The sequence below is a fragment of the Pedobacter sp. GR22-6 genome, from assembly GCF_037402555.1.
Classification (GTDB): Bacteria; Bacteroidota; Bacteroidia; order Sphingobacteriales; family Sphingobacteriaceae; genus Pedobacter.
On sequence record NZ_JBBEUC010000003.1, the window covers coordinates 803812 to 829845 of the forward strand.

26 protein-coding genes are annotated in these 26034 nt (G+C 42.8%); 21 read left to right on the top strand and 5 right to left on the bottom strand.

Translation table 11 applies throughout. The features are described from left to right. Nucleotides 1-28: 28 nt before the first annotated feature. Genes WAE59_RS17415 through yihA form a run of 3 tightly spaced genes read right to left on the bottom strand, consistent with a single transcriptional unit; the run spans nt 29 to nt 3255 of the window. Nucleotides 29-1744, bottom strand: a complete 1716-nt coding sequence (locus WAE59_RS17415; RefSeq protein ID WP_337857240.1) for a M3 family oligoendopeptidase — start codon at nt 1742-1744, stop codon at nt 29-31. 5 nt (nt 1745-1749) lie between these two features. Continuing rightward, nucleotides 1750-2616, bottom strand: a complete 867-nt coding sequence (locus tag WAE59_RS17420) for a UbiA-like polyprenyltransferase (protein ID WP_337857241.1) — start codon at nt 2614-2616, stop codon at nt 1750-1752. 3 nt (nt 2617-2619) lie between these two features. After that, nucleotides 2620-3255 carry a ribosome biogenesis GTP-binding protein YihA/YsxC gene (gene yihA, locus WAE59_RS17425; RefSeq protein WP_337857242.1) on the bottom strand — a complete coding sequence of 212 codons (636 nt, stop codon included), beginning with the start codon at nt 3253-3255 and terminating at the stop codon, nt 2620-2622. Nucleotides 3256-3307: 52 nt separating this feature from the next. Between yihA and ubiE the strand changes: the two genes are divergently transcribed. The 15 genes from ubiE to WAE59_RS17500 all read left to right on the top strand — a co-directional run bounded on the left by ubiE (nt 3308) and on the right by WAE59_RS17500 (nt 17149). Continuing rightward, nucleotides 3308-4039, top strand: a complete 732-nt coding sequence (gene ubiE, locus WAE59_RS17430; protein WP_337857243.1) for a bifunctional demethylmenaquinone methyltransferase/2-methoxy-6-polyprenyl-1,4-benzoquinol methylase UbiE — start codon at nt 3308-3310, stop codon at nt 4037-4039. Further along, complete coding sequence (gene porT, locus WAE59_RS17435; protein WP_337857244.1) at nt 4036-4767, top strand: type IX secretion/gliding motility protein PorT/SprT; 732 nt, start codon at nt 4036-4038, stop codon at nt 4765-4767. The genes ubiE and porT overlap by 4 nt, the downstream gene beginning before the upstream one ends. 50 nt (nt 4768-4817) lie before the next feature. Then, nucleotides 4818-5576, top strand: coding sequence for an SDR family NAD(P)-dependent oxidoreductase (locus tag WAE59_RS17440; RefSeq protein ID WP_337857245.1), 759 nt, complete (start codon nt 4818-4820; stop codon nt 5574-5576). A gap of 15 nt (nt 5577-5591) precedes the next feature. After that, nucleotides 5592-6038, top strand: a complete 447-nt coding sequence (locus tag WAE59_RS17445) for a GatB/YqeY domain-containing protein (RefSeq protein WP_337857246.1) — start codon at nt 5592-5594, stop codon at nt 6036-6038. A gap of 110 nt (nt 6039-6148) precedes the next feature. Next, on the top strand, nt 6149-6913 hold the full coding sequence (locus WAE59_RS17450; protein ID WP_337857247.1) for an alpha/beta fold hydrolase: 765 nt from the start codon (nt 6149-6151) through the stop codon (nt 6911-6913). Next, nucleotides 6914-7576, top strand: a complete 663-nt coding sequence (locus tag WAE59_RS17455; RefSeq protein ID WP_337857248.1) for a CBS domain-containing protein — start codon at nt 6914-6916, stop codon at nt 7574-7576. Nucleotides 7577-7603: 27 nt separating this feature from the next. Continuing rightward, nucleotides 7604-8485, top strand: a complete 882-nt coding sequence (locus WAE59_RS17460) for an NAD kinase (protein ID WP_337857249.1) — start codon at nt 7604-7606, stop codon at nt 8483-8485. 1 nt (nt 8486) lies between these two features. Beyond that, entirely contained in the window at nt 8487-9314 is an 828-nt protein-coding gene (gene porG, locus WAE59_RS17465; RefSeq protein ID WP_337857250.1) for a type IX secretion system protein PorG, read from the top strand. A gap of 19 nt (nt 9315-9333) precedes the next feature. Beyond that, complete coding sequence (locus tag WAE59_RS17470) at nt 9334-10074, top strand: isoprenyl transferase (protein ID WP_337857251.1); 741 nt, start codon at nt 9334-9336, stop codon at nt 10072-10074. 114 nt (nt 10075-10188) lie between these two features. After that, on the top strand, nt 10189-12684 hold the full coding sequence (gene bamA, locus WAE59_RS17475) for an outer membrane protein assembly factor BamA (RefSeq protein ID WP_337857252.1): 2496 nt from the start codon (nt 10189-10191) through the stop codon (nt 12682-12684). A 13-nt stretch (nt 12685-12697) separates the two neighbouring features. After that, nucleotides 12698-13228, top strand: coding sequence for an OmpH family outer membrane protein (locus WAE59_RS17480; protein ID WP_337857253.1), 531 nt, complete (start codon nt 12698-12700; stop codon nt 13226-13228). 43 nt (nt 13229-13271) lie between these two features. After that, nucleotides 13272-13847: an OmpH family outer membrane protein gene (locus WAE59_RS17485; RefSeq protein ID WP_337857254.1), complete on the top strand. Its 576-nt coding sequence runs from the start codon at nt 13272-13274 to the stop codon at nt 13845-13847. A 96-nt stretch (nt 13848-13943) separates the two neighbouring features. Continuing rightward, nucleotides 13944-14780: a glutamate racemase gene (gene murI / locus WAE59_RS17490; RefSeq protein ID WP_337857255.1), complete on the top strand. Its 837-nt coding sequence runs from the start codon at nt 13944-13946 to the stop codon at nt 14778-14780. Nucleotides 14781-14825: 45 nt separating this feature from the next. Beyond that, the gene (locus WAE59_RS17495; protein ID WP_337857428.1) at nt 14826-14960 is read left to right on the top strand and encodes a MetQ/NlpA family ABC transporter substrate-binding protein; all 135 of its coding nucleotides are present in this window, start codon (nt 14826-14828) and stop codon (nt 14958-14960) included. A 287-nt stretch (nt 14961-15247) separates the two neighbouring features. Then, on the top strand, nt 15248-17149 hold the full coding sequence (locus tag WAE59_RS17500) for an amidophosphoribosyltransferase (RefSeq protein ID WP_337857256.1): 1902 nt from the start codon (nt 15248-15250) through the stop codon (nt 17147-17149). 63 nt (nt 17150-17212) lie between these two features. Here WAE59_RS17500 and WAE59_RS17505 read toward each other — a convergent pair whose 3' ends face one another. Then, the gene (locus tag WAE59_RS17505; RefSeq protein WP_337857257.1) at nt 17213-17839 is read right to left on the bottom strand and encodes a LysE family translocator; all 627 of its coding nucleotides are present in this window, start codon (nt 17837-17839) and stop codon (nt 17213-17215) included. A gap of 236 nt (nt 17840-18075) precedes the next feature. Between WAE59_RS17505 and WAE59_RS17510 the strand changes: the two genes are divergently transcribed. From WAE59_RS17510 to WAE59_RS17530, 5 genes are all read left to right on the top strand, one after another. Continuing rightward, nucleotides 18076-19509: an MFS transporter gene (locus WAE59_RS17510; protein WP_337857258.1), complete on the top strand. Its 1434-nt coding sequence runs from the start codon at nt 18076-18078 to the stop codon at nt 19507-19509. A 100-nt stretch (nt 19510-19609) separates the two neighbouring features. Then, the gene (locus WAE59_RS17515) at nt 19610-20032 is read left to right on the top strand and encodes a deoxycytidylate deaminase (RefSeq protein WP_337857259.1); all 423 of its coding nucleotides are present in this window, start codon (nt 19610-19612) and stop codon (nt 20030-20032) included. A gap of 8 nt (nt 20033-20040) precedes the next feature. Continuing rightward, on the top strand, nt 20041-21570 hold the full coding sequence (gene guaA / locus WAE59_RS17520) for a glutamine-hydrolyzing GMP synthase (protein WP_337857260.1): 1530 nt from the start codon (nt 20041-20043) through the stop codon (nt 21568-21570). After that, nucleotides 21527-22759: an ABC transporter substrate-binding protein gene (locus tag WAE59_RS17525; RefSeq protein ID WP_337857261.1), complete on the top strand. Its 1233-nt coding sequence runs from the start codon at nt 21527-21529 to the stop codon at nt 22757-22759. The genes guaA and WAE59_RS17525 overlap by 44 nt, the downstream gene beginning before the upstream one ends. Further along, nucleotides 22756-23919, top strand: a complete 1164-nt coding sequence (locus tag WAE59_RS17530) for an RsmB/NOP family class I SAM-dependent RNA methyltransferase (protein WP_337857262.1) — start codon at nt 22756-22758, stop codon at nt 23917-23919. The genes WAE59_RS17525 and WAE59_RS17530 overlap by 4 nt, the downstream gene beginning before the upstream one ends. A gap of 4 nt (nt 23920-23923) precedes the next feature. Here WAE59_RS17530 and WAE59_RS17535 read toward each other — a convergent pair whose 3' ends face one another. Beyond that, a complete protein-coding gene (locus tag WAE59_RS17535; protein WP_337857263.1) occupies nt 23924-24493 on the bottom strand; it encodes a MarC family protein in 570 nt (189 codons plus the stop codon). A gap of 120 nt (nt 24494-24613) precedes the next feature. Between WAE59_RS17535 and WAE59_RS17540 the strand changes: the two genes are divergently transcribed. Next, complete coding sequence (locus tag WAE59_RS17540) at nt 24614-26026, top strand: glycoside hydrolase family 28 protein (RefSeq protein ID WP_337857264.1); 1413 nt, start codon at nt 24614-24616, stop codon at nt 26024-26026. Nucleotides 26027-26034 lie beyond the last annotated feature (8 nt).

Below are 26034 nucleotides of genomic sequence, written 5' to 3' on the forward strand. Positions count from 1 at the left end.
TGCTCAAAATAAGGAATTCGTGCTAGACTTAGCCTAATTTTTGCAATTCATCGGCTACAAAGCTGGCTAATTCCTCCACGTATGACAAACTGAAGTCGAATTTGATGCCGGCAGTTTCATAAATTTCGTTTATTGGCTTGCTGTAGCCTAAAGAAAGTGCAGAAAGGTACTGTTGCATCGCTTTTTCCGGGTTTTCTTTGTAGTTCTTCCATATGGCAATGGCACCAAGCTGCGCAATTGCATACTCAATATAGTAAAAGGGCACTTCGAAGAGGTGTAGCTGTTTCTGCCATGCGTTTCCAAATTCTGTTTCCAGTCCGCTCCAATCAGCAAAGGCCGCACCGAAACGGGAATAGATCTGTTTGAAGGCTTCTTCTCTATCGGTCGACGTATGCAAAGGATTGGTATAGATCCAGTGCTGAAACTGGTCGATGACGGCTACCCAGGGCAGTGTTTTCAAAACATCCAGCAATTGTTCTCTTTTTGCCCTGATCAGGTCTTCTTCCTTGTCGAAATAGATCTGCCAGTTGTCCATGGATATCAGTTCCATACTCATGGAAGCGAGCTCTGCCACTTCCGAAGGGCAGTGTTTGAAGTCGTTGAGCTCCAGTTGGGCCGTGAGGAACGTGTGGACTGCATGTCCGCCCTCATGGACCATTGTAGTCAGGTCCCGCAGGGAGTTGGCCGAGTTCATGAAAATGAAGGGCGCGCCTGTCTCTGCCAGGGGATAGTTGTAGCCACCCGGTGCTTTGCCTTTCCTGCTTTCCACATCAAAGAGGTCGTTGGCCTTCATAACAGATAGCATTTGTCCGAGTTTGGGATTGATCGCGTTGAAGCAATCGATGCTTTTGTCGATCAGTTCCTTTCCATCGCGGAAAGGCTTCAGCGCAGGTTTTCCGGTAGTACTTACCTCCATGTCCCATGGCTTCAGGGTTTCGAGGCCAAGTGCTGTTGCTCTTTTTTCTGCCTGCGCTTTCAAAATCGGTACGATCTGTTTTTCAATGGCTTCTGCAAAATGGTAGCAGTCTTTAGGGGTATAGTCGAACCGGCCCAGGGCCTGGAACATGTAGTCGCGGTAGTTTTCGAAACCTGCATTGAGGGCAACCTGGTGGCGCATGGCAATGAGGTCGTCGAACAGGGTATTCAATTCGTCTTTATCGAGAAGACGTCTTTGCTGTATGGTCTCCCAGGCTTGTTGCCTGATTTCCCTGTTGGGGTCTTTAATGAAATTGGAAGCTTGTTCCAGTGTGTATTCCTGTCCATTGATACTGACGCTCATGGCACCTGTGATAGACTGGTATTTTTGTTGTGTTACCTGCAGTTTCGTCAACAGTTCCACATTTTCTTCCCTGTAAATTTCTATAGCTTTCCTGATGGCCCTGATGAAAACGAAATATTTCTCCTGGTCAAGCTCATCAATATAGGGACTGTCGTTGAATTTCTGGTTGAGTTGGTTGGCAATAGGAGAGATCTTAGGTTCAATCTCTGTAGCAAAATACTGAAAGTCTTTCACCAGTTCTTCGTTGGCCGTATCGCAGCTCATTTTGATGTAGCGCCAGGCAAAATCTTCTTCCAGTGCAGCTTCCAGTTCGCTTTTGTCTTTCAGCCACTGCTCGAGGTCATGTACATGAGCTATGGGGCGCTCCAGCAGTTCTTTCAAAATGGGTTCGAGCTTATCCCATTTCATTTCGAGATTTTGCGGAATATAGAGTCTTTTCTTTTTGGGAATGGTCAGGTCGATCATGGAGATTAAAAGTTGAAATTAGTTCTTAAAAAAGCGTCGATTAAAAAGCAAGCTGCGAATACGACTGAAGCGTATCCGTTTGTAGTGGCAAAAGCCCGGTTGACTTTACTAATGTCGGTAGGCTTTACTAATAGGTGCTGGTAAGTAAGCATCACACAAAAGAAGATGACCCCTGCATAGTAAAAATAGCTGAATGAGCTGAAAAATATGGGCAGGATCACACAAAGTGCCGAACCGATGTGCAGAACAACGGACAGACGGAGTGCATTTTTGATGCCCAATGCTGCCGGAATGGAATGGAGTTTTTCACCTCTGTCGAAATCTTCATCCTGCAGGGCATAAATGATGTCAAAACCGCTCACCCAGAACAGTACCGCAAAGGCATACAACACCGGAACGATATGAAACACTCCAGTGACGGCAATGTATGCGCCGATAGGCGCAAGGGAAAGGCCCAGGCCCAGAACCAGGTGGCACAGTGCCGTGAACCTTTTGGTATAGCTGTAAAATAGTACAACAAATAGGGCAACAGGCGAGAGGTAGAAGCAGAGTGGGTTGATGAAAAAGGTGGTAATGACAAAAAGTATGCAATTGGCGATGACAAAAATGAGCGCCTCGTTTGCTGATACCTTCCCTGAAGGAATGTCGCGCATGACCGTACGCGGGTTTTTAGCATCAATATCCCGGTCCAGGTAGCGGTTGAATGCCATTGCCGAGTTTCTGGCGAAAACCATACAGAGCAGCACCAGTACCAGCAGCAGCCAGTTGAAGGGATGCGCTGTGGTGGTGACACCAAGGAAAAATCCGATCATGGCAAAGGGCAGGGCAAAAATAGAATGTGCAAACAGCACCAATGAAAAATACTTCTTCATAGTTTAAGGTTGATAGTCTTCTTTTGAAGTGAGGATAGGCATCACGAAATCATGATTGACCTGTTCGATGAACTCCAATACCTTTTCTCTTCCCTGGCTTTTTTCTGCAGAAGTAACAAAGTAAGGTGGGATTTCTTCGAACCAGCCGCCGAGTGCTTTTTTGAAAGCCGCGACATTTTGGTCGGTCTTAACGGTGGACTGTTTATCTGCTTTGGTAAATACCAGGGCAAAGGGAATTTGGATCTCGCCCATCCAGCAGCAAAACTCCAGGTCGATCTTTTGAGGCTCTAAACGGCTATCGATCAATACGAAAACACATTGCAGGCTTTCGCGCTTGGTAATGTAGTTCCTGATGAATTTTTCCCATTTTTCCCTGCTGCTTTTGGAGACTTTCGCATAGCCGTAGCCCGGCAGATCGACAATGTACCATTTTTCATTAATGAGAAAATGATTGATCAATTGCGTTTTTCCAGGTCTTTGGGAGGTTTTTGCCAGTCCATGCTGGTTGACCAGCATGTTGATCAGGGAAGATTTTCCTACGTTCGAACGTCCGATGAAAGCATATTCCGGCATGTTCGCCACAGGAAGTGCAGAAACCTTGGTGTTGCTGCAAATAAATGTTGCTGATTTTATAATCATTTGACAAAGGTAGAAAATTAGTTTTCAACAATACTTATCTTTGCGCCATACCATGAACGAAAACATCACACCATACCAATCTCCTACTGCGAGCAAAAAGGAACAAGTGGCCAGCATGTTCAATAATATCTCTGGCACCTATGATTTTTTAAATCATTTCATGTCGCTGGGAATAGACATCATCTGGCGTAAAAAGGCGATCAGGGAGCTCAAATCCATACAGCCAAGGATCATGCTGGATGTCGCTACAGGTACTGGCGACTTCGCTTTTGAAGCGATTAAGATCCTTCAGCCCGAAAAGATCATTGGCGTAGACATTTCGGAAGGGATGTTGGATGTGGCCCGCAAAAAAATCCAGGAACGGGACCTGCAGCACATTTTCTCAGTCCAAATGGGCGATTCTGAAGGCTTGCACTTTAATGATGATCATTTTGATGCAATTACCGTGGCTTTTGGGGTAAGGAATTACCAGAACCTCGAAAAAGGGCTTGCAGACATGTACAGGGTGCTGAAGCCAGGCGGGAAAATGGTCATCCTTGAATTTTCTAAGCCCAGGGCCTTTCCTGTGAAACAAGGTTATAATTTTTATTTTAAGCACATCACGCCAATGCTGGGGAAATTATTTTCCAAAGATCACCGCGCCTATGAATACCTGCCGGAGTCGGTGGCAGCTTTTCCTGATGGGGACGCTTTTCTTTCCTTAATGCAGAAGGTGGGCTTTAAACATACTAAAGACAGGCGGCTTACATTTGGTATCAGTGCCATTTATACCGGGATCAAATGAAGCTAAAGATCAACCTACTCGTCCTGCTGTTGTCTGGATTTTTTACAGCCAGCGCCCAAAATTGGGGTGGAGGAGTAGATGATGATGACATTCATTTTGGTTTTACCTTTCAATATGTGGGATCTGAGTATAAGATCTTAAAAACGGCGGACTGGCGGGCACCTTTTTTTGATCCGGAACTGGGACCTGATTCCTTTACACTGAGGTCTGTTTCTTCCAAATCCTCACCAGGATTTGGGATCGGATTTGTGGTCAACAAGCGGATCAGCGAAAATGCCGACCTGAGGTTTACTCCGGTGCTGGTGTTCAACGACAGGATCTTATCTTACCAGTATACGAATCCAAATATGGATGTGGAGAAGAAAACCTCGGCAACGATGGTGGAATTTCCCCTTGGATTTAAACTCAAATCTGACCGGAGAAATAATTTCAGGGCATATGTTATCGGGGGAGGGAAATATTCGGTGGACATCTCGTCGAAGAAAAAAAGCAATAATGACCTGGTGACCGATCCGGCTGAAAAGCTGGTCAATAACAAGCGTAGCTTTTTGTCCTATGAGGCGGGCCTTGGATTCGATCTCTACTTTGAATACTTCAAAATGTCGCCAGAAATAAAACTATCCTATTCCCTGAACAGTGTACTGAAAGATGAACCCCTTCATCGGTATAGCACACCTATAGATAAACTGATGCTGCGTCACGTTACATTCAGTTTATTTTTTGAATAGTACAAAGGCTTTAAAAATTTATAGCTTTGCTAGCTAAATAGAATACACACATGTCGAAGATTGCATTGATTACAGGCGCTACTTCAGGTATTGGGGCAGCCTGTGCACATTTGTTTGCTGCTCAAGGTTATGATCTCGTTTTATTGGCCAGAAGGGAGCAACTGCTCGAACAGGCATCCAAGCAGCTCGAAGATAAGTATGCGGTTGCCGTGAAACGCATTGTTGCGGACGTAAGGGATCAGGAAGACCTTTCTTATAAGCTGGAAACACTGCCTGCTTCCTGGAAGAAGGTATATGTGTTGATTAACAATGCAGGATTGAGCCAGGGCTTGGATCCGATAGACAAAGGAAGTATAGCCGACTGGGATACGATGATCGATACCAATGTGAAGGGATTGTTATATACTACAAAGATCGTGTCCAGCTGGATGGTCGCTCAGAAAAAAGGGCATATCATCAATATTGGCTCCATTGCCGGCCAGGAAGTATATCCGAATGGAAATGTTTACTGTGCGACCAAGCATGCGGTAGATGCCTTAAATAAGGGGATGCGAATAGATCTTTTGCCACATGGCATCAGGGTTACGGCGATCAATCCGGGCATGGTAGAAACCGAGTTTTCGAAAGTGCGCTTCAAAGGAGATGAAGGCAGAGCGAAAAAAGTATATGATGGACTCGATCCATTAATGGCGAATGACATTGCAGAAGCGATCTGGTTTGCGGTAAGCAGACCGGCACATGTCAATATCAACGACATGCTCATTATGCCGACAGCACAGGCAACCGGAACAATCATCAATAGAAAATAATAGAATAGAACCGATATGATATCAACAACAATAGATCAGGAAATCAAACAAGCCATGTTGGCTAAAGATCAGGCCAAATTAAGAGGGTTAAGAGCCATTAAAGCCGCATTGCTGCTGGCCAGAACAGAAAAAGGATCATCGGAAGAAATTACTGAGGAAGCAGAATTGAAGATCCTTCAGAAGCTGATCAAACAGCGTAAAGAATCGGCAGATATTTATCATGGACAAGGACGTGCTGATCTGAGCCAGATTGAAGAAGAAGAAATTGAAGTGATTTCGGCTTATATGCCAAAACAACTGGACCGCGCAGAAATTGAAGCGGTGATCGCCGATATTATTCAGCGCAGCGGGGCTACATCGGTGAAAGAAATGGGTAAGGTGATGGGGGCAGCCAATCAGCAATTGGCCGGTAAGGCAGATGGAAAGCTGATTGCCGAAATTGTGAAAACACAATTGGCATAAATTGTGTGACATATCGGTGATTCAGCGGTTTTCTTAAAAATAATATTTTAAATTACATTAAATTAATTTTAGTCTACTAACTTAGTAGCATACCTTACATAACATTCAACATGAGATACGAAGTAATAGAAGAAGATGGGTTTAAATATATTGAAGCTGGAAAAGGTGAAACCCTGGTATTACTTCATGGTTTGATGGGGGAGCTGAGTAACTGGGAAGATGTGATTGACTATTTTAAAGACAGGTATCATATCCTGGTGCCGATATTGCCGATTTATGAGCTTCCAATACTCACGCTTGGTGTAAGAAGCCTGTCTAAATACATCCATAAGTTCATTAAGCATAAAAAACTCGGTCAGGTTGTACTGATCGGAAATTCATTAGGCGGACACGTTGGTCTCGTTTTTACTACTGCCCATCAGGAAAACGTGAAAGCCTTGGTACTTACCGGAAGTTCTGGCCTTTACGAAAATGCATTTGGCGGCTCTTTCCCTAAAAGAGAGAGCTATGAATATGTTCGGGAGAAAGTCGCATTTACTTTTTATGATCCCGCTACGGCAACTAAAGAACTTGTAGACGAAGTTTTCAAGACGGTGAACGAACGTTCGAGGGTAATCCGAATTTTGGCATTGGCCAAGTCGGCCATCCGCCACAACATGTCGAAAGACCTTTCAAAGATCACAATTCCCGTTTCGCTGATTTGGGGCAAACAAGATAAAGTAACACCACCTGAAGTGGCAGAGGAATTTCATGAACTTTTGCCGAATTCTGAATTGAATTGGGTAGATTTATGTGGACATGCGCCGATGATGGAAAGACCGGAGATTTTCAATGGTTATTTAGATAAATTTTTAAACAGGGTATTATTGAAATAAATGCTGGCATCTGAACTCATATCCAACTCGATTCCACCGCTAAAGACTTCTGATACGGTTCAGAAAGCTTTGGAGCGCATGACTGAGTTCAAGCTGTATCATATGCCCATTGTTAATGAGACTCAGTTTCTGGGTTTGCTGGCAGAAGAGGAACTGATAGAAGTGAAAGACGGAAGTCAGGCTATCGGTAGTCTGGCACTTTCGTTACTCAATCCATTTGTTTACGAAGATGCGCACATCTATGACATCATCCGCTTATTTCATCAGTTGCGTTTGTCGGTAGTGCCGGTTCTTGATTATAAAAAGAACTATCTCGGTCTGATCTCCATCAATAACCTATTGGAATATACATCTGAGATCTATGCAGTTAAAGAACAAGGGGGGATCATTGTGCTGGAGATCGGAAACAGGAACAATTCACTGGCCCATATGGCGCAGATTGTAGAGGCTGATAATGCACAGGTGCTGTCTTCTTATGTACAGTCCTTTCCCGACTCTACCAAGCTGGAAGTTACCTTAAAAATAAACAAAACTGATTTGTCGGGTATCGTATCCTCTTTTGAGCGGTATAATTATCAGGTTAAAGCTGTTTTTAATACAACCACATCGGACAATGGAACAGAAGACCGATATAATTCGTTTATGAATTATTTGAATGTCTGATCCCCTTAAAGAAAACCAAACCATTTAATGAAGATTGCAATCTACGGTAGAGAGTTCAACAACAGTGTATTGCCCTATGTGCAGGAAGTTTTCAATGTCCTTGAAGAATCTAAGTGTCCTGTCTTTGTCTATAAAAAATACCTGGACTTCATTAAAGATAAAATCAAACTCCCTACAGATACACAGGTGTTTACCGGGCATGCGGATTTAGTTGATCATGCAGACGTATTGGTGAGCCTTGGGGGCGATGGTACCTTATTGGATACTTTATCGCTGATCCGGGATTCGGGTATTCCGGTCATTGGAATTAACTTTGGAAGGCTCGGGTTTCTGGCGAGTATCAATAAGGATGAGATTAAGACCGCAATACATGCTCTGCAGAATAAAGAATACGCGCTGGACAAACGGAGCTTATTGACACTCGAATCCAAACACGGATTGTTCGGAGATGAGAATTTCGCTTTGAATGACATCACGATACACAGAAGAGACAATTCGGCGATGATGATCATTCATGCCTATATGAACAATGAGTTTGTGAACTCTTATTGGGCTGACGGGCTGATCATTGCGACGCCTACAGGATCGACAGCCTACTCATTGAGCTGTGGAGGTCCTATCATTTACCCCAGTTCGCAAAATTTTGTCATCACGCCTATCGCACCGCACAACTTGAATGTCAGGCCATTAATTATTCCAGACGATGTATCTTTGACTTTTGAAGTTGAAGCAAGGAGTGCTAAGTTTCTGGTCTCCTGTGATTCGAGAACAGTAACTGTAGACCGTTCGGTGAAGATTACTTTGAATAAGGCGGCTTTCCATATCAATCTGATCCGGTTGAACAATGAAAGCTACCTGACAACGTTAAGGAATAAACTATTGTGGGGTATAGACACGCGTAACTATTAAAATGCCGGTTAAGAAACTAATATATTGCTTCCTTATCCTCTCGTTATGGAGAATTGGGACGTCGAATGCCCAGACATTTGAACTGGGTGCATTTGCTGGTGGTGCAGGTTATATCGGTGATCTTAACCAGGACAAACCGCTTAAATTGAGCGGGCTAGCTGCCGGTGGCTATGTCAAATTGAATTTTGATCCCTATTGGGCGCTCGGTCTGCATTATGGCTATGGCAAGATCAAGGCAGACGACCTGAAATCCAGCAATCAGCAATTCAGGGACCGCGGGTTGAATTTTAATACAGCCTTGAATGAGGTTAGCCTGCAGCTGGATTTCAACTTCCTGGAATATTTTGCCGGAGGGGGGAGAAAGGCATTTACACCGTATGTTTTTACAGGTATAGGAGGTGTGTTTTTTAGTCCGAAAGCTAAATATCCAAATGATCCGGTGTTAGGAAATGAAGAATACCGCTTGCGTTTTTACCAAACTGAAGGACAGGCGGAGCTTTACAGGAACTACGCCCTTTCGGTTCCCTACGGACTGGGCATGAAATTCAGAATGAAAGAAAATTGGGGTTTATTTACCCAGATCGGTTATCGTACTGCCTACACGGATTATCTGGATGATGTGAGCCGGAATTATCCCGATGCGGGAAGTGCTAACTGGCCTTCGGATAGTAATTTACCGATTAGAATGCGGTTAGCGGATCCTTCTGCTATTCCTGGATATGGGGCTTCCGGGACACAAAGAGGGGATTTTAGAAAAAGAGATACGTATATGTTTGTAGGTATTGGCATATCTTATACCTTTGTGTCCCAAAAATGTTATACATTTTAGGCATATTTGCACATAATTGATGGGATTTAAAGAACAAATTGACGTTACACGTTTGCCGGAACACATTGCAATCATCATGGATGGCAATGGAAGGTGGGCAAAAAATCAGGGGAAATTCAGACATTTTGGACATGAAAGCGGTGTGCTTTCTGTAAAGGATATTGTGGAAGGCTGCGCGGACATTGGCATTAAACATTTGACTGTCTATGCCTTCTCTACTGAAAACTGGAACAGGCCGATTGAAGAGGTGAATGCGTTAATGGAATTGCTGATTTCAACGATCAACCAGGAGACTGCAACCCTGACGAAAAATAACATCCGTTTGAATGCAATTGGCGATATTGCCTCTTTGCCTCAGAAATGTATAGATGACCTGAAAAGTGCAATGGATAAAACAGCTCAAAATACCCGTTGTACGCTGACCCTTGCACTGAGCTATAGTGCTAAATGGGAAATCATCGATGCTGCTAAAAAAATGGCACAAATGGTCAAAGACGGAAAGCTAGGAGTGGAAGAGATCAATGAGGAAAACTTTGCTGCCCAACTGACTACGGTGGGTATGCCGGATCCGGAACTGATGATCCGTACCAGTGGAGAACACCGAGTGAGTAATTTTCTGTTGTGGCAAATGGCTTACACAGAACTTTATTTCACCGATAAGTTATGGCCGGACTTCAGACAGGAAGATCTTTTTGAAGCCATTGTAGACTACCAAAAACGCGAACGCCGCTTCGGCAAAATTAGTGAACAATTGAACTAATTTTACTTTTAACACTTTTTAACATGTGTTTAAATTAACTTAGCATCGATTTTTAGATTGTAAATGAAAAGGATATACCAACTTATATTATTGTTATTGATCGGGTTACCATCAATGGCACAGATCACACGCCCTCAGCCAAATCTAACGCCCCCAAGCTTAAAAGTAAATGGGCTGGACCTGGACTATTTCAACCCAAAAGAGTATATCATTGGAGGTACAACACTTACTGGAAGTAAATTCGTAGAGAAAGATGTGATCATTACGCTTTCTAAGCTTATCAAAGGAGAGAGCATTACCCTTCCCGGGGAAGCGACCTCAAATGCGATCAAGATTTTATGGGCACAGGGCCTGTTTGACGACATCCAACTAGACATTACTAAAATCGAAGGCGATTCTGTTTTCTTTGATATTGAAGTTGTGGAACGTCCACGACTTGCTTCATTTGAAATCAATGGTGTAAGCAAATCACAGCGTACGGACATCCTGGAAAAGCTGAACGAAAAAAGTGGCAAGTCCATCATTAACGACAATCTATACAATTCGACAACCACAACGATCAAGAAATTCCTCCTTGAAAAAGGCTATTTCTTTACTTCAGTTGATTTTAAGACCAAGCCTGATCCAAACATGGAAAATGGGATGATTTTGGAAGTCTTTATTGATAAGGGAAGAAAAGTGAAAGTCCATGAGATCAATTTCACAGGAAATAAAGACTTCTCCTCGGCTAAACTGCGCAAGTTTTTGAAGAAGACTAAGCAACAGGCTTTCTACAAAGTCTTTGGCTCGGGTAAATTCAACAAGGAGAAGTATGAAGAAGATAAGTTGAAACTGATCGCGAAGATGCAGGATAAAGGCTATCGTGACGCGACTATTTTGAAAGACAGCGTGTATCAGTACAGCGATAAAGCTGTAGGTATTAAAATAGATCTTTACGAGGGACCAAAATATTACTTCGGTAATATTACCTGGGCAGGAAATGCAAAATATACTACCCAGGATTTGGAAAGGGTATTGGGCATTGAAAAAGGTGAGGTCTTCAGCGAGGAAAAATTAGAGAAAAAACTGAGGGGAAGTGCAAATGGAGATGATGTTTCCAGCGTTTACCTGAACGACGGTTACCTGACTTTCCAGATTGAGCCAGTACAGACCAGGATTTATAATGATACTGTTGAGATTGAAATGCGTATTGCTGAAGGTCCTCAATATACCAATAACCGGATCACAGTGAAGGGAAATACCATTACCAATGACCGTGTGGTATTGCGCGAACTGAGAACCAAACCGGGAGAGAAATTCTCCAAGGAGCTTTTAGTACGTAGTGTGCGCGAGATCGGTGCACTGGGTAACTTTGACGAATCGAAAACAAATCCCCTTCCAAAGCCAAATCCGGCAGATGGAACGGTAGATATTGAATATACCGTAGAAGAGAAACCTTCGGACCAGATCGAATTGTCTGGTGGTTTCGGTGGTGGTAACATCATCGGTACATTGGGGCTTACCTTTAATAACTTCTCGTTAAAGAACTTGTTTAACCTGGACGCTTATAAACCATTGCCGAAAGGTGACGGACAAAAACTGAGTTTAAGGGGACAGACTAATGGTAAGTATTATCAGTCTTACAGCTTCTCGTTCTCCGAGCCCTGGTTAGGTGGCAAGAAACCAATTAGTTTTGGCGTGAGCGCATTTACTTCATTGCAGTCTAATGGTGCTGACAGAACCAGTGCTAATTTTCAGAAAATCCGTTTGAATGGCGTAACCGTAAGTTTGGGCCGGAGACTTAACTTCCCGGATAACTATTTCCAATTGAGTTATGCGGTAAATGCACAACAATACATCCTGAATAACTATCCTGGATATTTGTTCAGCAGTGGAACTTCATACAACTTTAACTTGACGCAGGAACTGAGCAGGGATTCAAGAAACCATCAGATCTTCCCTACAGAAGGTTCTTATTTCAGATTCACGATCCAGGCTACACCTCCATATTCATTATTAAATAATCTGAACTACGCAACAGCTTCCGATAAACAACGTTATAAGTTTACGGAGTACCACAAATGGAAATTTGAGTCGCAGTGGTTCCAGAGATTAGTTGGTAAGATGGTGGTAAAAGCGCAGGCGCAGTTTGGTTTCCTTGGTTTGTACAACCAGGAGGTAGGACAATCTGCATTCGAGCGGTTTAAATTAGGTGGAGACGGTATGCAAGGGTTTGACTTTTTACAGGGATCAGAATTGATTGCAATGCGTGGTTATGCAAATAATACGGTAATACCTGCTGGAGCCAATTCATCAATTGCCCAAAATTCAGGAAGTCCTATTTTCACTAAATATGTAATGGAATTGAGGTACCCTGTTATTGCAAGTCAGCAAGCTACTGCCTTTGTGGTTGCTTTTGCTGAGGGTGGTAATACCTGGAACAAATTCAGTGATTTCAATCCTTTTAATGTCAGACGTTCCGTAGGTTTGGGTGCAAAGATATTTTTACCGATATTCGGATTGTTGGGAATAGACTACGGATATGGATTTGATAAGATTCCCGGTTTGCCGGATGCGAACAAAGGTCAGTTCCATTTCAGCATCGCTCAGCAACTGGGTGGCTTTAACTAATTAATTGTAAGAAATGAAAAAGTACGTTTTAATTTGCCTTTTGTTATTTACAGGAATGGGTGCGTTTGCCCAGAAGTTTGCCTACGTGGATACGGAATACATCCTGAAACATCTGCCGGAATATAAATCCTCCCTGAGCCAGTTGAACGTATTGTCTGAGCAATGGCAGCAACAGGTGGACAATAATTTTACGGAGATTGACAAGATGTATAAAACCTATCAGGCTGATCAGGTTCTGCTGACTGAGGACATGCGCAAGCGACGTGAAAATGAAATCATAGAAAAGGAAAAGCAGGCTAAGGAATTCCAGCGCAGGATATTCGGCCCGGAGGGTGAACTTTTTCAGAACCGGACTAAACTACTCAACCCGATTCAGGCCAAGGTAAGCAAAGCGGTTGCTGAGGTTGCTAAGATCAAATTGCTGGATTTCATCTTTGATAAAAGTAGCGAAGCTACAATGATGATCTATGCTAGCAGTACTTATGATGTGAGCAATGATGTGATCACCAGATTAGGATATAAACCAGGTACAGTAATCAAGTAATACACACAAGTAAAATATACTAAAAAACAATTAGAGAAATACGATGAGAAAGTTAATGAACGCATTTTTTGTAGCAGGAGCATTATTATTTACTGCTAACATCGCAAATGCACAACAAAAATTGGCACACTTAAATTCAGCGGTAATTATTGATGCGATGCCTGAAGTTAAAAAAGCCAAAGAAACCCTTGAAGCTTTAAACAAAACTAAGACTGCTGATATTGAGAAAATGATCAATGAGTACCAAGGTCTGTACAAACAAGCACAAGACAAAGAAAAAACATTAAGTGAGGCCAACAAAGATGTAGTAGGAAAGGAATTACAAACGATGGGTGCAAATCTGCAGGATTTAGAAAAACGCATCACTGATGCAAGAACTAAAGCTCAACAGGAAATGGAAACAAAAAATGCTGAATTGTTCAATCCTATTCAGGTAAAAGCTGATGCAGCCATTAAAGCAGTTTCTAAAGAAAGAGGTTATGCTTACGTGTTTGATACTGCCAATCAGGCATTGGTTTACTGGGACGGGGGAGAAGACATCACTAATCTGGTAAAAACAAAACTGGGTATTCCTTTGACTGCCACAACAACTCCAGCTCCGGCTGCTCCGAAAAAATAATTCATTTGTAATATGCGTTGCCCTCTTGAGGGGATTGCAGAAAAATCTTTAAATTGCGGGACCAGGTGATCAAACCTGGTCCCGTTTTCATTTGCAATGAACGATAAAAACGCAATTGGTGTCTTCGACTCCGGGTATGGAGGACTGACTGTATTTAAGGCTATAGCGGAAAAGCTGCCTGAGTACAACTATATTTATTTTGGTGACAACGCGCGTTCGCCGTATGGTGACCATTCGTTTGAAACGGTATACCACTACACGTTGGATTGCGTAGAATGGCTATTTGAGCAAGGCTGTCCATTGGTGATCCTTGCTTGTAATACGGCGTCGGCAAAAGCATTGCGCTCAATCCAACAAAACGTACTTCCCTATAACTATCCGAACCGAAGGGTACTCGGTGTAATCAGGCCTACTGCTGAGGTGGTTGGTCAGTATACAGAGACCGGAAAGATTGGTGTGATGGGTACAAGAGGGACGGTGAATTCCGAATCCTATCTGATGGAGATCAATAAGTTTTTTCCGGAAATTGAAGTACATCAGCAAAGTTGCCCAATGTGGGTGCCCTTGGTGGAAAACAATGAACATCTTGCACCTGGTGCTGATTATTTTGTAAAGAAGTACATCGATCAGCTACTGGAAAAAAATGATCAGATTGATTGCGTGCTGCTCGCCTGCACGCATTATCCCCTGCTCATTCCCAAGATCAATAATGTGGTGCCTAATTCAATCCGAGTATTGGGGCAGGGAGAGATTGTAGCAGATAGCCTAAAGGATTATCTGGAACGACATCCCGAAATGACCAGACAACTCGAACTCGCCTCAAAAAAGGCATTCTACACTTCTGGGGATCCCAAAACCTTTGATGAACATGCTTCGGTTTTCTTTGGGGCTGATATTGCTTCTATGCATGTAGACCTGACCAAAGGCAAATAGTTCCCGATCAATTTAATGCTATGGAAATGCAGAGATGGTTTATTTATGGAGGATCCGAAATCACCATACGTAAATCTTATTGTTTCCAGGGAAAATAATAAAGACGCAGAGAACGTCAAAAAATTTGTCCAGTCTTATCAATCTGATGAGGTTGCTAAAGTGGCAGAGAAGGAAATTTAAAGGCGGGGCTATCAAAGGCTGGTAGCTTAAGCACCTTATCTTCTCGAATTTTTTGTACGGGTGTCTTTCAAGTGTCAAAATCTAATTTAAAAAAGATGTAAGACATCTTTTTTAAATTGCTTAATCAGCTGTGGATCAAGCTCAAATGTGCCTTTTGCTGTGAGTTAGGGCGATGATCCGGTCGGAAATCCGCATGTTAGTGCTTCGTCAATTCAAAGAAATGAAGCATTTCTTTCTAGGTTCTGATTATTTTTAACGGTAAATTTGCGGCTCAAACAACACACCTAATGAGTGACTCGATCAAACATGAATGCGGAATAGCCTTTATCCGCCTTTTAAAACCGCTCTCATACTACCAGGAAAAATACGGGACTGCACTTTACGGACTAAACAAACTGTATCTCCTAATGGAGAAACAGCACAACCGTGGTCAGGATGGAGCGGGAATTGCCACTATCAAACTGGATGTTAAACCAGGACACAGGTACATCAGTAGGTACCGGTCCATGGCTCAAAATGCGGTTGCTGACATTTTTGGATATGTTCAAAATAAGTTTGTTGACATCCAGAATGAGACGCCGGAATTGATGCAGGATGCAGAATGGTTAAAAGCAAACGTAAGTTTTATTGGAGAAGTTTTACTGGGACACTTGCGTTACGGTACGCATGGTAAAAACAGTATAGAAAACTGTCACCCATTTCTACGTCAGAACAACTGGATGACTCGTAATCTGGTGATCGCCGGAAACTTTAACATGACGAACGTAGATGAGTTACTGGAACAATTGTATGAATTGGGTCAGCACCCTAAGGAACAGGCTGATACAGTGACGGTATTAGAAAAAATCGGACATTTCCTTGATGATGAAAATCAGGAGTTATTTGACGAATATAAAAAAGAAGGACTCTCCAACGTGGAGATTACCCATAAGATTTCAGAACATCTGGATATCGCAAAGATCCTGAAAAGATCGGCGAAGAACTGGGATGGGGGCTATGCCATTTCAGGGATAGTCGGTAACGGAGATGCATTTGTACTTCGGGATCCTTCGGGAATCCGCCCGGCTTATTATTATCAGGACGATGAGATTGTGGTCGCTGCTTCAGAAAGACCAGCGATACAGACTGCATTTAACATTGCCTTCAGAGACGTTAAGGAAATTGAACCCGGACATGCACTTATCGTTAAGAAAAACGGTAAGGTTACTCAGGAGGTCTTTAGGGAACCTCAGGAAAAAAGAGCATGTTCTTTCGAAAGGATCTATTTTTCAAGAGGTAGCGATGCAGAAATCTATAGAGAACGGAAACACCTGGGAGCATTATTGTGCGACCAGATCTTAAAGACAGTAAGTGCTGACCTCAAGAATACCGTGTTTTCATTCATTCCCAATACTGCAGAGGTTTCTTTCTATGGCATGGTGGAAGGAATCCACAGCTATATCAGGGGTGTACAAAAAGATACCTTGCTGAACCGGAAAGAAACGTTGAACGACGAACAACTCGATGAGCTACTTTCTATGAATCCTAGGGTAGAGAAACTGGCGATTAAAGATGTGAAGCTAAGGACTTTCATTACACAGGATGCCGACCGCCAGGATATGGTTGCTCACGTGTATGATACGACTTACGGGGTAATTAAGAACCATACAGATACTTTGGTTGCCGTAGACGATTCCATTGTTCGTGGTACTACATTGAAACAAAGCATCATCAAGATCATTGACAGGCTGCATCCGAAGAAAATCATTATCGTTTCTTCTGCACCTCAGATCCGATATCCTGATTGCTATGGAATCGATATGTCGAAAATGGGACAATTTGTGGCCTTTGAAGCTGCTATTCAATTGCTGAAAGCCAAAGGAATGGAGCACATTATAGAAGAAGTATATCAAAAATGTAAAGCGTCTTTACTGCTGCCGAAGGAACAGATTGTGAATCATGTGAAAGACATTTACAGACCTTTCACACAAGAAGAAATTTCAGCGCAGATCACGAAGATCATTACGCCTGAAAATATCAATGCAGAGGTTGAGGTGATTTACCAGACACTTGATAATTTGCATGTAGCCTGTCCAAATCATACAGGTGATTGGTATTTCTCAGGTAATTACCCAACTCCGGGAGGAAACAAAGTTGTCAATAAGGCCTTTGTAAACTGGAAAGAAGGAAATAATCAAAGAGCTTACTAAAGATCTTTGGCTTTAAAGCATCAATCCCGCTGGAGCAATCTGGCGGGATTTTTTTGTGAACTTTTATCTGTAGTGTTTCAGGATAACCTCCACGAAAATGCGAATGGCAAATACGATAATGACGGCTCCTGCAATTTTGTTTAGTGTCTGGATGTTTTTTTCTTTAATCCTGTAACGGAGTTTTGCTGCGTAGTAAGTCTTGATGCAGTCGACGGAAAGCTGAGTAGCCATAGCCACAATGAAGAACATTATTTTTTCGGCCATGTCATAATGAAGCTGGACTGAAATAATGCCCCCGACCATGATCCAGAACATTAATGTAGAAGGAGAAAGGAGACACATTAGGAAACCTTTCAAGATATAGCCCCTTTTCTTAATTTTTAGCGTTTCTGAAATATCGTAGCTTACTTTTACCTTGTTAAAAAGATAATAAATGCCGATCCCCAGCAGGAACAGTCCACCAACAATTCCTACATATTGGTTGTATTCAGAATTATAGTCGACAAACTGAGCGCTGAATATGGTCAGGAAGATGAATATAATGTCGCTGAAAACCACGCCGATAGCCAGGGAAAATCCGGCTTTGAAACCTTTCTCTATGCTGGTTTTGATCATGGAAAAAAATACAGGGCCCGTTAAAAACGAAAATAAAATACCCGCACCTATCCCTTGTAATATTGTCTCAAACATTCAGTTCTACCTATATATTGTGCTAATATGCGATTTTAAAGATAAAACTCGGCTATTTTTCTGTGAAGAAATGATCTCCTTTTGCCTTTGTCTAATTGCCCCGACAGCCTGTAATAAATGAGGTGTGAGGCTTGCTTTTAATGCGGTATAATAAAAATAAACCGATTTAGCTAATACTTCACTTTAGCTTATAGTTTTTTTTATTTATGTTTAGCAATCTAAAAACCAATTTAAACATGAGTGTAGAAAATTCACAAACCAAATGGGGACAATTCATCCCATTAGTGACGGTATTCTTTTTCTGGGGTTTCGTGGCGGCGAGCAACGACATTTTAATTCCGGTATTTAAAAAAGCATTTGACCTCACACAAAGTCAGAGCCAGTGGGTGTCATTGGCATTTTACATTGCGTACACAGTAGGTGCATTAATATATAATGCGGTTTCTGTATTACTTAAACAAGATATTGTTAATAAACTGGGCTATAAAAACTCCCTTGCCTTAGGTTTGGTGATTTCTGCAGTAGGTACCTTATTGTTTTATCCGGCAGCCAATTTGGGCTCCTTTCCTCTGATGCTATCCGGTCTGTTTATTGTGGCCCTTGGATTTTCCTTACAGCAAACCGTGGCCAATCCTTTAGCAATTGCTCTTGGGCCAATTACTACAGGTTCTCAACGCCTGACACTTGCAGGAGGGATCAATAACTTTGGTACTACCATTGGCCCCCTGATAGTGAGTTTTGCGATTTTTGGATCGCTTTCCAGCGCAGGAGAGAACGTAAGCATTGAAAGTGTGAAAGTACCTTACTTGATCTTAGGTGTTGCTTTCATTGCTGTTGCGGTATTCCTCAAACTTTCTTCGCTTCCCGACAGGCCAACTTTAGTAGAGGCATCGGTAGAAGATTCTAATGTGAAAGGTTCTGCACTGAACTATCCGCAATTGGTTTTAGGTATGGTTGCTATATTTGTGTATGTTGGAGTAGAGGTCTCTACTGCCAGTAATTTACCAGCTTATATGGAGAAAGATCTGGGTTTTTCAATCAGCGAAATAGCGCCGTATATTTCTTTGTATTGGGCAAGTATGATGATCGGTCGCTGGACTGGCGCAGTTGAAGCTTTCACGGATAACGTGAGCACTCAAAAAATTCTCAGGTTTGTTGCCCCTTATCTGGCTTTTGGTATTTTCCTGGGTGTGAATGCCATATTTCACCATGATCTGGCTCCATTCTATGTGTATGGCTTTATCATCCTGTTGTTGATCATTGCTGATATGGCGAGTAAAGGAAATCCAGCAAGGATGTTGCTTATTTTCTCATTTATCGGAATTATCGCGATCATGATTGGTATGTTCACTACTGGTATGGTCAGCGTCTATGCCTTCACCAGCGTAGGTCTGTTCTGCAGTACTTTATGGCCATGTATCTTTACTTTGGCAGTAAGTGGATTGGGTAAAAATACCAGTCAGGGTAGTAGCTTCCTGATCATGATGATTATGGGTGGCGGTATTGTGAGCTGGATTCAGGGATACGTTTCTGAATTTACCGGAATTCAGTACAGCTATATTGTCGGTATTATATGTTTTGCCTACCTTGCTTTCTATGCATGGAAAGTAAGTGGTATACTTCGCGCTCAAGGTATTAACTTTGACAAGAAGATTTCAGGCGGACATTAATCGATTATAAAAATAAGAAGAAGACAGCCTGTTCTCCCAGACAGGCTGTTTTTTTATTGGTAAGCGTATGAGGATAAAACCTAGTTTTAAAGATATTTATATGAATTTGGCGACTGACCTGGCGGGCAGGTCGCATTGTGTACGGGCACACGTGGGGGCTGTACTCACCAAAGACACAAGGATCATTTCCATTGGATACAATGGTCCACCTTCCGGCACCCACAACTGCGATGAGGAATGGCCCGAGACAGGCTGCGCCCGGGACTCCCGAGGGAGTTGTTCACTGGCACTCCATGCAGAAGAAAATGCAATCCTCTATGCGGTAAAAAACGGCTCCAAGATCAGCGGCTCTACGCTTTATACCACACTTTCTCCATGTATCGCCTGTGCGCGGCTAATTCTTTCTTCGGGCATTAAAACGGTGTATTTTAAAGATTCTTATGCGGAATACAAAGGGTTGCCGAGTGATGAGGGCGTGGATTTTTTGAGACGGTTCGGCGTAGAAGTAATTAAATATTCTTAACTTTGGCCATGCTAGAAAAAATCATAATTCTCGATTTTGGTTCCCAATATACACAGTTAATTGCCCGTAGAGTACGTGAATTAAATGTCTATTGCGAAATTCACCCTTTCAATAATATCCCTGAAATTTCATCTGACGTTAAAGGCATCATTTTTTCAGGTAGTCCGTATTCTGTTCGTCAGGAAGATGCTCCTCAGATCGACTTAAAAAAGTTTCATAATCAATATCCTGTATTGGCAGTTTGTTATGGTGCACAATACATCGCACAACATTCAGGAGGTGAAGTTCAACCTTCATCAACCCGGGAATATGGCAGGGCCAACCTTAATTTCGTAGCTACTGACAATAAATTATTTAAAAATATCAATATCGATTCCCAGGTTTGGATGTCGCATGGTGACACCATTACTAAGGTGCCTGAGCATTTTGAACTGATCGCGAGTACAGATAGTGTGAAAGTTGCGGCTTATCAGGTGAAAGACTCGGATACCTATGCGATCCAGTTTCATCCTGAGGTAACCCACAGCATCGACGGTAAACAACTTCTGGAAAACTTTCTGGTTGACATCTGCGGATGTAAGCAGGAATGGACGCCCTATGCATTTGTAGAAACCACTATTGCAGACCTGAAAGAGAAGTTGGGTAATGATAAGGTTGTTCTGGCATTGTCTGGTGGTGTTGATTCCAGTGTGGCAGCCATACTGTTGCATAAAGCGATAGGCACCAATCTGCATTGCATCTTTGTAGACAATGGTTTGTTGAGAAAAGGAGAATATGAAGCTGTATTGGAGCAGTACAAACATCTTGGCTTAAACATCAAAGGTGTAGATGCTAAAGAACGTTTTCTGAGTCAGCTGGCCGGAGTTTCTGATCCGGAGCTGAAACGTAAAGCAATCGGGAGGGTATTCATTGAAGTATTTGATGATGAAGCACACCAGGTTCAGGATGTGAAATGGCTTGCGCAGGGTACAATATATCCTGATATCATAGAGTCTGTTTCAGTAAAAGGACCTTCAGCCACGATCAAATCACACCACAATGTAGGTGGCTTACCTGATTTTATGAAACTCAAAGTTGTAGAGCCACTGAATACTTTGTTTAAAGATGAAGTAAGACGTGTGGGAACTTCATTGGGCCTTGAGCATTTCATTATTGGCCGCCACCCTTTCCCGGGACCAGGTTTGGCAATCCGGATTCTTGGAGAGGTGACGGCAGAGAAAGTAGCCATTCTTCAGGAGGCAGATGCCATTTACATCAATAACCTGAAAGATGCCGGCTTATACGATAAAGTATGGCAGGCGGGAGCGATTTTCCTCCCCGTTCAATCTGTTGGGGTAATGGGAGATGAGCGCACTTACGAGAATGCAATTGCACTTCGCGCTGTTGAATCCGTTGATGGGATGACTGCAGACTGGTGTCATTTGCCTTATGAAGTACTTGCTAAAATTTCTAATGAAATCATCAATAAGGTGAAAGGAATCAATCGTGTTGTATATGACATTAGTTCAAAACCGCCTGCTACCATTGAGTGGGAATAAAAATTGGCCTGTTGCTTTTCTGATCCTGCTGCTTGCTGCATGTTCACCGAAGGTACAAAAGACTGCTACTAAGAAGCCCGAACTTTCAAAGGTTGAGAACGAAACTGAAAAAAAGCCTGCGTCTAAATTTACGCAGGCTAATATTTCTTTATTGCTGCCTTTCCGTTTGAACGAAGTCAAACTCAAAACAGCGGTTAAGGCGGATGTCGAAAGGTCGGCGATGGCAATTGATTTTTACCAGGGCTTTAAACTTGGTGTAGATTCGGCAGCCGCTTCAGGCCTTAATTTTAAGCTGAATGTTTTCGATTCCCGTGAAAATAATGCCCGTCTTGACGAACTGGTTGAGGAGGGTAAGCTGGCAGGAAGTCACCTTATTATCGGCCCTGTATTTCCTGATGGCCTAAAACATATGTCAGGCTATTCCATTTCCAATAATGTTCCCTTGCTCAGTCCTTTGGCAGCTACCCATCCAGGGGAGTTCAATAATCCGAATCTGATTTCTGTCATCAATAACATTGATCTGCATGTGGGTAAACTGGCAACCTATATTGCGAAGCACTACAGTCCTGCAAATACAGTAGTTGTACTCATCAATCCAAAAGGTGCTGATGATGACGTGATGGCCGCACCTATCCGGGCTCATTTTAAAGATAGTAAACAACCATTTTTATTCCAGGAGTTTGCCTCGGTATTTACGATGGAGACCAGGCTGATCAAGAATAAAAAATACCTGATCTTGGTGAGTTCTTCCGACCGTAAGTTTGTGGTTCCAACCATCGACAAGCTCATCAAAATGAAGAATGCAGGATTAAATGTTGATCTTTTTGGACATCCTGACTGGATCAGGCAGAACTACAATACCGATAAGTTACAAGCACTGCATACTGCCCTGACTTCATCTTACAAGGTCGATTACAGCAGCGCAGCAGTCAATATTTTCATTCGCCGATACCGCAAGGCATACAACTTTGAACCAGGCGAATACGCTTTTAAGGGATTTGATATCGGCTTCTATTTTGCGAAGCTTCTGGCAACCCATGGCCCCCATTATATGGAATACCTGACGAGGGAGAAATATAAGGGCTTACATAATACTTTTTCTTTTAGCCGGGACTCAAAGCTTGGCTTTATCAATACCCACCTGATGCTGCTGAGGTATCAGGATTTCGCTTTAAAAACTATAGAATGAGAGTAGAGCATCAGATCAGGGCCTTCGAACAGGTTTTTAGCAAATACGATGGAATACTGCCTTTGCACCGGTTTCTGTTTACTTATTTCAAAGCAAATAAGCAAATGGGCTCATCTGACAGAAGGTGGGTAACCCGTTACATCTACAGTTTTTTCCGATTGGGAAAAGCCTTGGGCAAGGCCGACCAGATTTTACGTCTCGCTGTGGCCGACTTCCTTTGCAACGAAACGTCCAGCCTGGTCATTGAGGCTAAGCTACCCGAACTGAGGGACAAGGTACATTTATCTCTTGAAGATAAACTTGTGCTGATCAGCGGGATCTATCCGGAGTTTAAATTGCCTGAGGTCTTCAGCTTCCATGAAAATTTGAGTAAGGAATTGGAGAAGCAAGCTTTTTACGAATCGTTTTTTATTCAGCCCGATCTTTTTCTAAGGGTGAAATCCGGTCATATGGATGACATCAGGGCTAAGCTTTCGGCCGAAGGTGTAACCTCAACACCGATAAACAGCCAGACGCTGGCTCTTGCCAATGGTACCAAGCTGGAAAAAATATTGCCAGCAAATGCTTCTTATCAGGTACAGGATTTATCTTCCCAGCAAACAGGGCAGTTATTTCAGCCCCAGCCCTGGGAGTATTGGTGGGACTGCTGTGCTGCCTCTGGTGGCAAGTCACTCCTTTTACATGATCTTGAACCCTCTGTACAATTGCTGGTCAGCGACATCCGGGAAAACAGCCTGAATAACCTGGATGAACGTTTCCGGGAGGCAGGCCTTAAAAAATACCAGAAGAAAGTTCTTGATCTCCTGCAGAATAACGAACAGGACCTTCACCATTATGAATTTGATGGCATTATCCTCGATGCACCATGTTCAGGTTCCGGTACCTGGGGCAGGACACCTGAAATGCTGTATTATTTCGACGAACACAAAATCAGCTTCTTTTCGAGGATGCAAAAAACCATTGCCGGAAATGTGGTCAAATACCTGAAACCTGGTATGCCCCTGATTTACATCACCTGTTCGGTATTCAAACAGGAGAATGAAGAAGTAGTAGAATGGCTGTTGGAGAACCTTCCCCTGAAGCTCGAGAAAATGGAGCTTATCAAAGGTTATCATCATAAGGCGGATACCATGTTTGCTGCCCGCCTGCTGAAAGCATAGTCCTCTACAAACCGGTATTGTTCCTGAACAGCTTGATTGCGATAGCCAATAAGATGATTCCGAAAGCCTTTCTGAGCACATTCAGCCCTGATTTTCCTAAAAGACGTTCCAGACGTTCCGTATTCTTCAGTACAAAATAAACAAAAACCATATTGAGCATGATCCCGATGATGATGTTCTGGGTCGCGTATTCTGTCTTTAAAGAGAGGAGTGTCGTCATTGTACCGGCGCCGGCAATCAACGGAAAAGCCAGGGGGACTATAGATACCGTCTCGGGAGCATCACCTTCTTTAAATATCGTGAGTCCCAATACCATTTCCATTGCGATGAAGAAAATCACGAAGGAACCGGCGATGGCAAAAGAAGCGACATCCAGACCAATGATTTTTAACAGGCTCTCGCCTGCAAAAAGAAAGATGATCATCAGTACGGTAGCCACTATTGTTGCCTTCTCGGATTCTATGTGACCTGCTTTTTTTCTCAGTTCAATGACAACGGGGATTGCTCCCAGGATATCAATAATGGCAAAGAGTACCATTGAAGTGGACAAGATCTGACTAAAATTGAATTCCATAGCTTTGGTTTGTAGTACAAAGTAACAAAATAATTTGCCTAGTTTCATACAGACAGGATGAGACAGGTTGCTGTTTATAGATTTACTTGCTATGTTTATTTTCCAAATATTTTGTCCCCCATGAGATTACTGAGCACGTTGTTTTTCATTGTTTTATTTTCCCCTGTCTCCTTTTCACAATTGAAGGCTCCAACCTGGGTGTCGAAGGTGGGGGCGAAGCCGTTTCAATTCCAACAGGTTGTTTATGCTGTTGATAAATACGGCGCAGTAAATGATGGAAAAACCCTGAATACCAAAGCAATTCAAAAAGCCATAGACGACTGCGCCGGCAAAGGTGGCGGAACGGTGAGCTTTCAGCCGGGCAAATACCTGACCGGATCGTTATTCATCAGGAAAAATGTGAATTTCGAAATAGCTGAAGGAGTAGAGATTTTGGGGAGTGAGGACATTCTGGATTATCCGGAGATAGATACCCGTATTGCGGGTATAGAAATGAAGTGGCCTGCAGCATTGCTCAATATTTTGGATCAGGAACATGCGGCCATTAGTGGTGCCGGATTGGTGAATGCACAGGGTAAGGTTTTTTGGGATCTATACTGGGGAATGCGCAAGGAATATGAACCGAAAGGATTACGCTGGATTGTCGACTATGATGCCAAAAGACCGAGAACAGTGCTCATCGCAAATTCCAAAAATATCATTTTAAAAGATATTCATTTGCAGCAGGCGGGTTTCTGGACTGTTCAGGTCTTGTATTCGTCTTATGTTACCGTTGATCATATTACCATAAGTAACAATATCGGTGGCCACGGTCCAAGTACCGATGGGGTCGACATAGATTCCTCATCGTGGATTTTGGTGCAGAATTGTGATGTGGATTGTAATGATGATAATTTTTGCCTGAAATCCGGGCGTGACTGGGACGGTTTACGTGTAAACAGGCCAACTGAATACGTGGTGGTACGCAACAGTATTGCACGGAGCGGTGCGGGTATGCTGACCTTAGGGAGTGAAACTTCTGGTGGTATCCGACACGTATGGGCAAGTGGTCTTAAAGGATATGGGACGTCCAATGCCTTGAATATCAAATCCGCAACGACCAGGGGAGGTACCGTAAGCGATATTTATTTTACCGATGTTGTGGTTCAGGGTGCCGGAAATGTCATTCAGGTAAACCCAAACTGGAACCCCAGCTACAGCTATTCAAAGCTTCCAGCTGGTTATCATCCGGATTCCATTCCCTCACATTGGAAAAAATTGTTACAAAGAGTAGAGCCGGAATCAAAAGGAATTCCGCGGATCAATAATATACATATTTACAATATCAATGCTACCGGAGCCAAACAGGCAATTAATGCAATCGGTTTTAAGGGGACAATTCTGGAGAGATTCGTATTCAAGAACGTGAAAATCAAATCGGAAAAGGCAGGTACTATTGACTTTGCATCCTCCTGGACTTTCGAAAATGTGCAAATAGAGGCAGCCGATGGCGGTCGCATAAAGCTAAGTAATTCCCTCAATGTCAATCCATAATTAATGCA

What these genes read in the sequence shown, in the direction of transcription:
- WAE59_RS17460 (WP_337857249.1), top strand. Translation starts at nt 7,604, where the DNA reads ATGAAGATTGCAATCTACGGTAGAGAGTTCAACAACAGTGTATTGCCC.
- WAE59_RS17415 (WP_337857240.1), bottom strand. Translation starts at nt 1,744, where the DNA reads ATGATCGACCTGACCATTCCCAAAAAGAAAAGACTCTATATTCCGCAA.
- WAE59_RS17525 (WP_337857261.1), top strand. Translation starts at nt 21,527, where the DNA reads ATGACATTAGTTCAAAACCGCCTGCTACCATTGAGTGGGAATAAAAAT.
- WAE59_RS17445 (WP_337857246.1), top strand. Translation starts at nt 5,592, where the DNA reads ATGATATCAACAACAATAGATCAGGAAATCAAACAAGCCATGTTGGCT.
- porT (WP_337857244.1), top strand. Translation starts at nt 4,036, where the DNA reads ATGAAGCTAAAGATCAACCTACTCGTCCTGCTGTTGTCTGGATTTTTT.
- murI (WP_337857255.1), top strand. Translation starts at nt 13,944, where the DNA reads ATGAACGATAAAAACGCAATTGGTGTCTTCGACTCCGGGTATGGAGGA.
- WAE59_RS17505 (WP_337857257.1), bottom strand. Translation starts at nt 17,839, where the DNA reads ATGTTTGAGACAATATTACAAGGGATAGGTGCGGGTATTTTATTTTCG.
- WAE59_RS17540 (WP_337857264.1), top strand. Translation starts at nt 24,614, where the DNA reads ATGAGATTACTGAGCACGTTGTTTTTCATTGTTTTATTTTCCCCTGTC.
- WAE59_RS17455 (WP_337857248.1), top strand. Translation starts at nt 6,914, where the DNA reads ATGCTGGCATCTGAACTCATATCCAACTCGATTCCACCGCTAAAGACT.
- WAE59_RS17450 (WP_337857247.1), top strand. Translation starts at nt 6,149, where the DNA reads ATGAGATACGAAGTAATAGAAGAAGATGGGTTTAAATATATTGAAGCT.
- WAE59_RS17495 (WP_337857428.1), top strand. Translation starts at nt 14,826, where the DNA reads ATGGAGGATCCGAAATCACCATACGTAAATCTTATTGTTTCCAGGGAA.
- WAE59_RS17510 (WP_337857258.1), top strand. Translation starts at nt 18,076, where the DNA reads ATGAGTGTAGAAAATTCACAAACCAAATGGGGACAATTCATCCCATTA.
- WAE59_RS17515 (WP_337857259.1), top strand. Translation starts at nt 19,610, where the DNA reads ATGAATTTGGCGACTGACCTGGCGGGCAGGTCGCATTGTGTACGGGCA.
- WAE59_RS17500 (WP_337857256.1), top strand. Translation starts at nt 15,248, where the DNA reads ATGAGTGACTCGATCAAACATGAATGCGGAATAGCCTTTATCCGCCTT.
- WAE59_RS17420 (WP_337857241.1), bottom strand. Translation starts at nt 2,616, where the DNA reads ATGAAGAAGTATTTTTCATTGGTGCTGTTTGCACATTCTATTTTTGCC.
- WAE59_RS17440 (WP_337857245.1), top strand. Translation starts at nt 4,818, where the DNA reads ATGTCGAAGATTGCATTGATTACAGGCGCTACTTCAGGTATTGGGGCA.
- WAE59_RS17470 (WP_337857251.1), top strand. Translation starts at nt 9,334, where the DNA reads ATGGGATTTAAAGAACAAATTGACGTTACACGTTTGCCGGAACACATT.
- ubiE (WP_337857243.1), top strand. Translation starts at nt 3,308, where the DNA reads ATGAACGAAAACATCACACCATACCAATCTCCTACTGCGAGCAAAAAG.
- WAE59_RS17530 (WP_337857262.1), top strand. Translation starts at nt 22,756, where the DNA reads ATGAGAGTAGAGCATCAGATCAGGGCCTTCGAACAGGTTTTTAGCAAA.
- yihA (WP_337857242.1), bottom strand. Translation starts at nt 3,255, where the DNA reads ATGATTATAAAATCAGCAACATTTATTTGCAGCAACACCAAGGTTTCT.
- guaA (WP_337857260.1), top strand. Translation starts at nt 20,041, where the DNA reads ATGCTAGAAAAAATCATAATTCTCGATTTTGGTTCCCAATATACACAG.
- WAE59_RS17535 (WP_337857263.1), bottom strand. Translation starts at nt 24,493, where the DNA reads ATGGAATTCAATTTTAGTCAGATCTTGTCCACTTCAATGGTACTCTTT.
- WAE59_RS17480 (WP_337857253.1), top strand. Translation starts at nt 12,698, where the DNA reads ATGAAAAAGTACGTTTTAATTTGCCTTTTGTTATTTACAGGAATGGGT.
- WAE59_RS17485 (WP_337857254.1), top strand. Translation starts at nt 13,272, where the DNA reads ATGAGAAAGTTAATGAACGCATTTTTTGTAGCAGGAGCATTATTATTT.
- porG (WP_337857250.1), top strand. Translation starts at nt 8,487, where the DNA reads ATGCCGGTTAAGAAACTAATATATTGCTTCCTTATCCTCTCGTTATGG.
- bamA (WP_337857252.1), top strand. Translation starts at nt 10,189, where the DNA reads ATGGCACAGATCACACGCCCTCAGCCAAATCTAACGCCCCCAAGCTTA.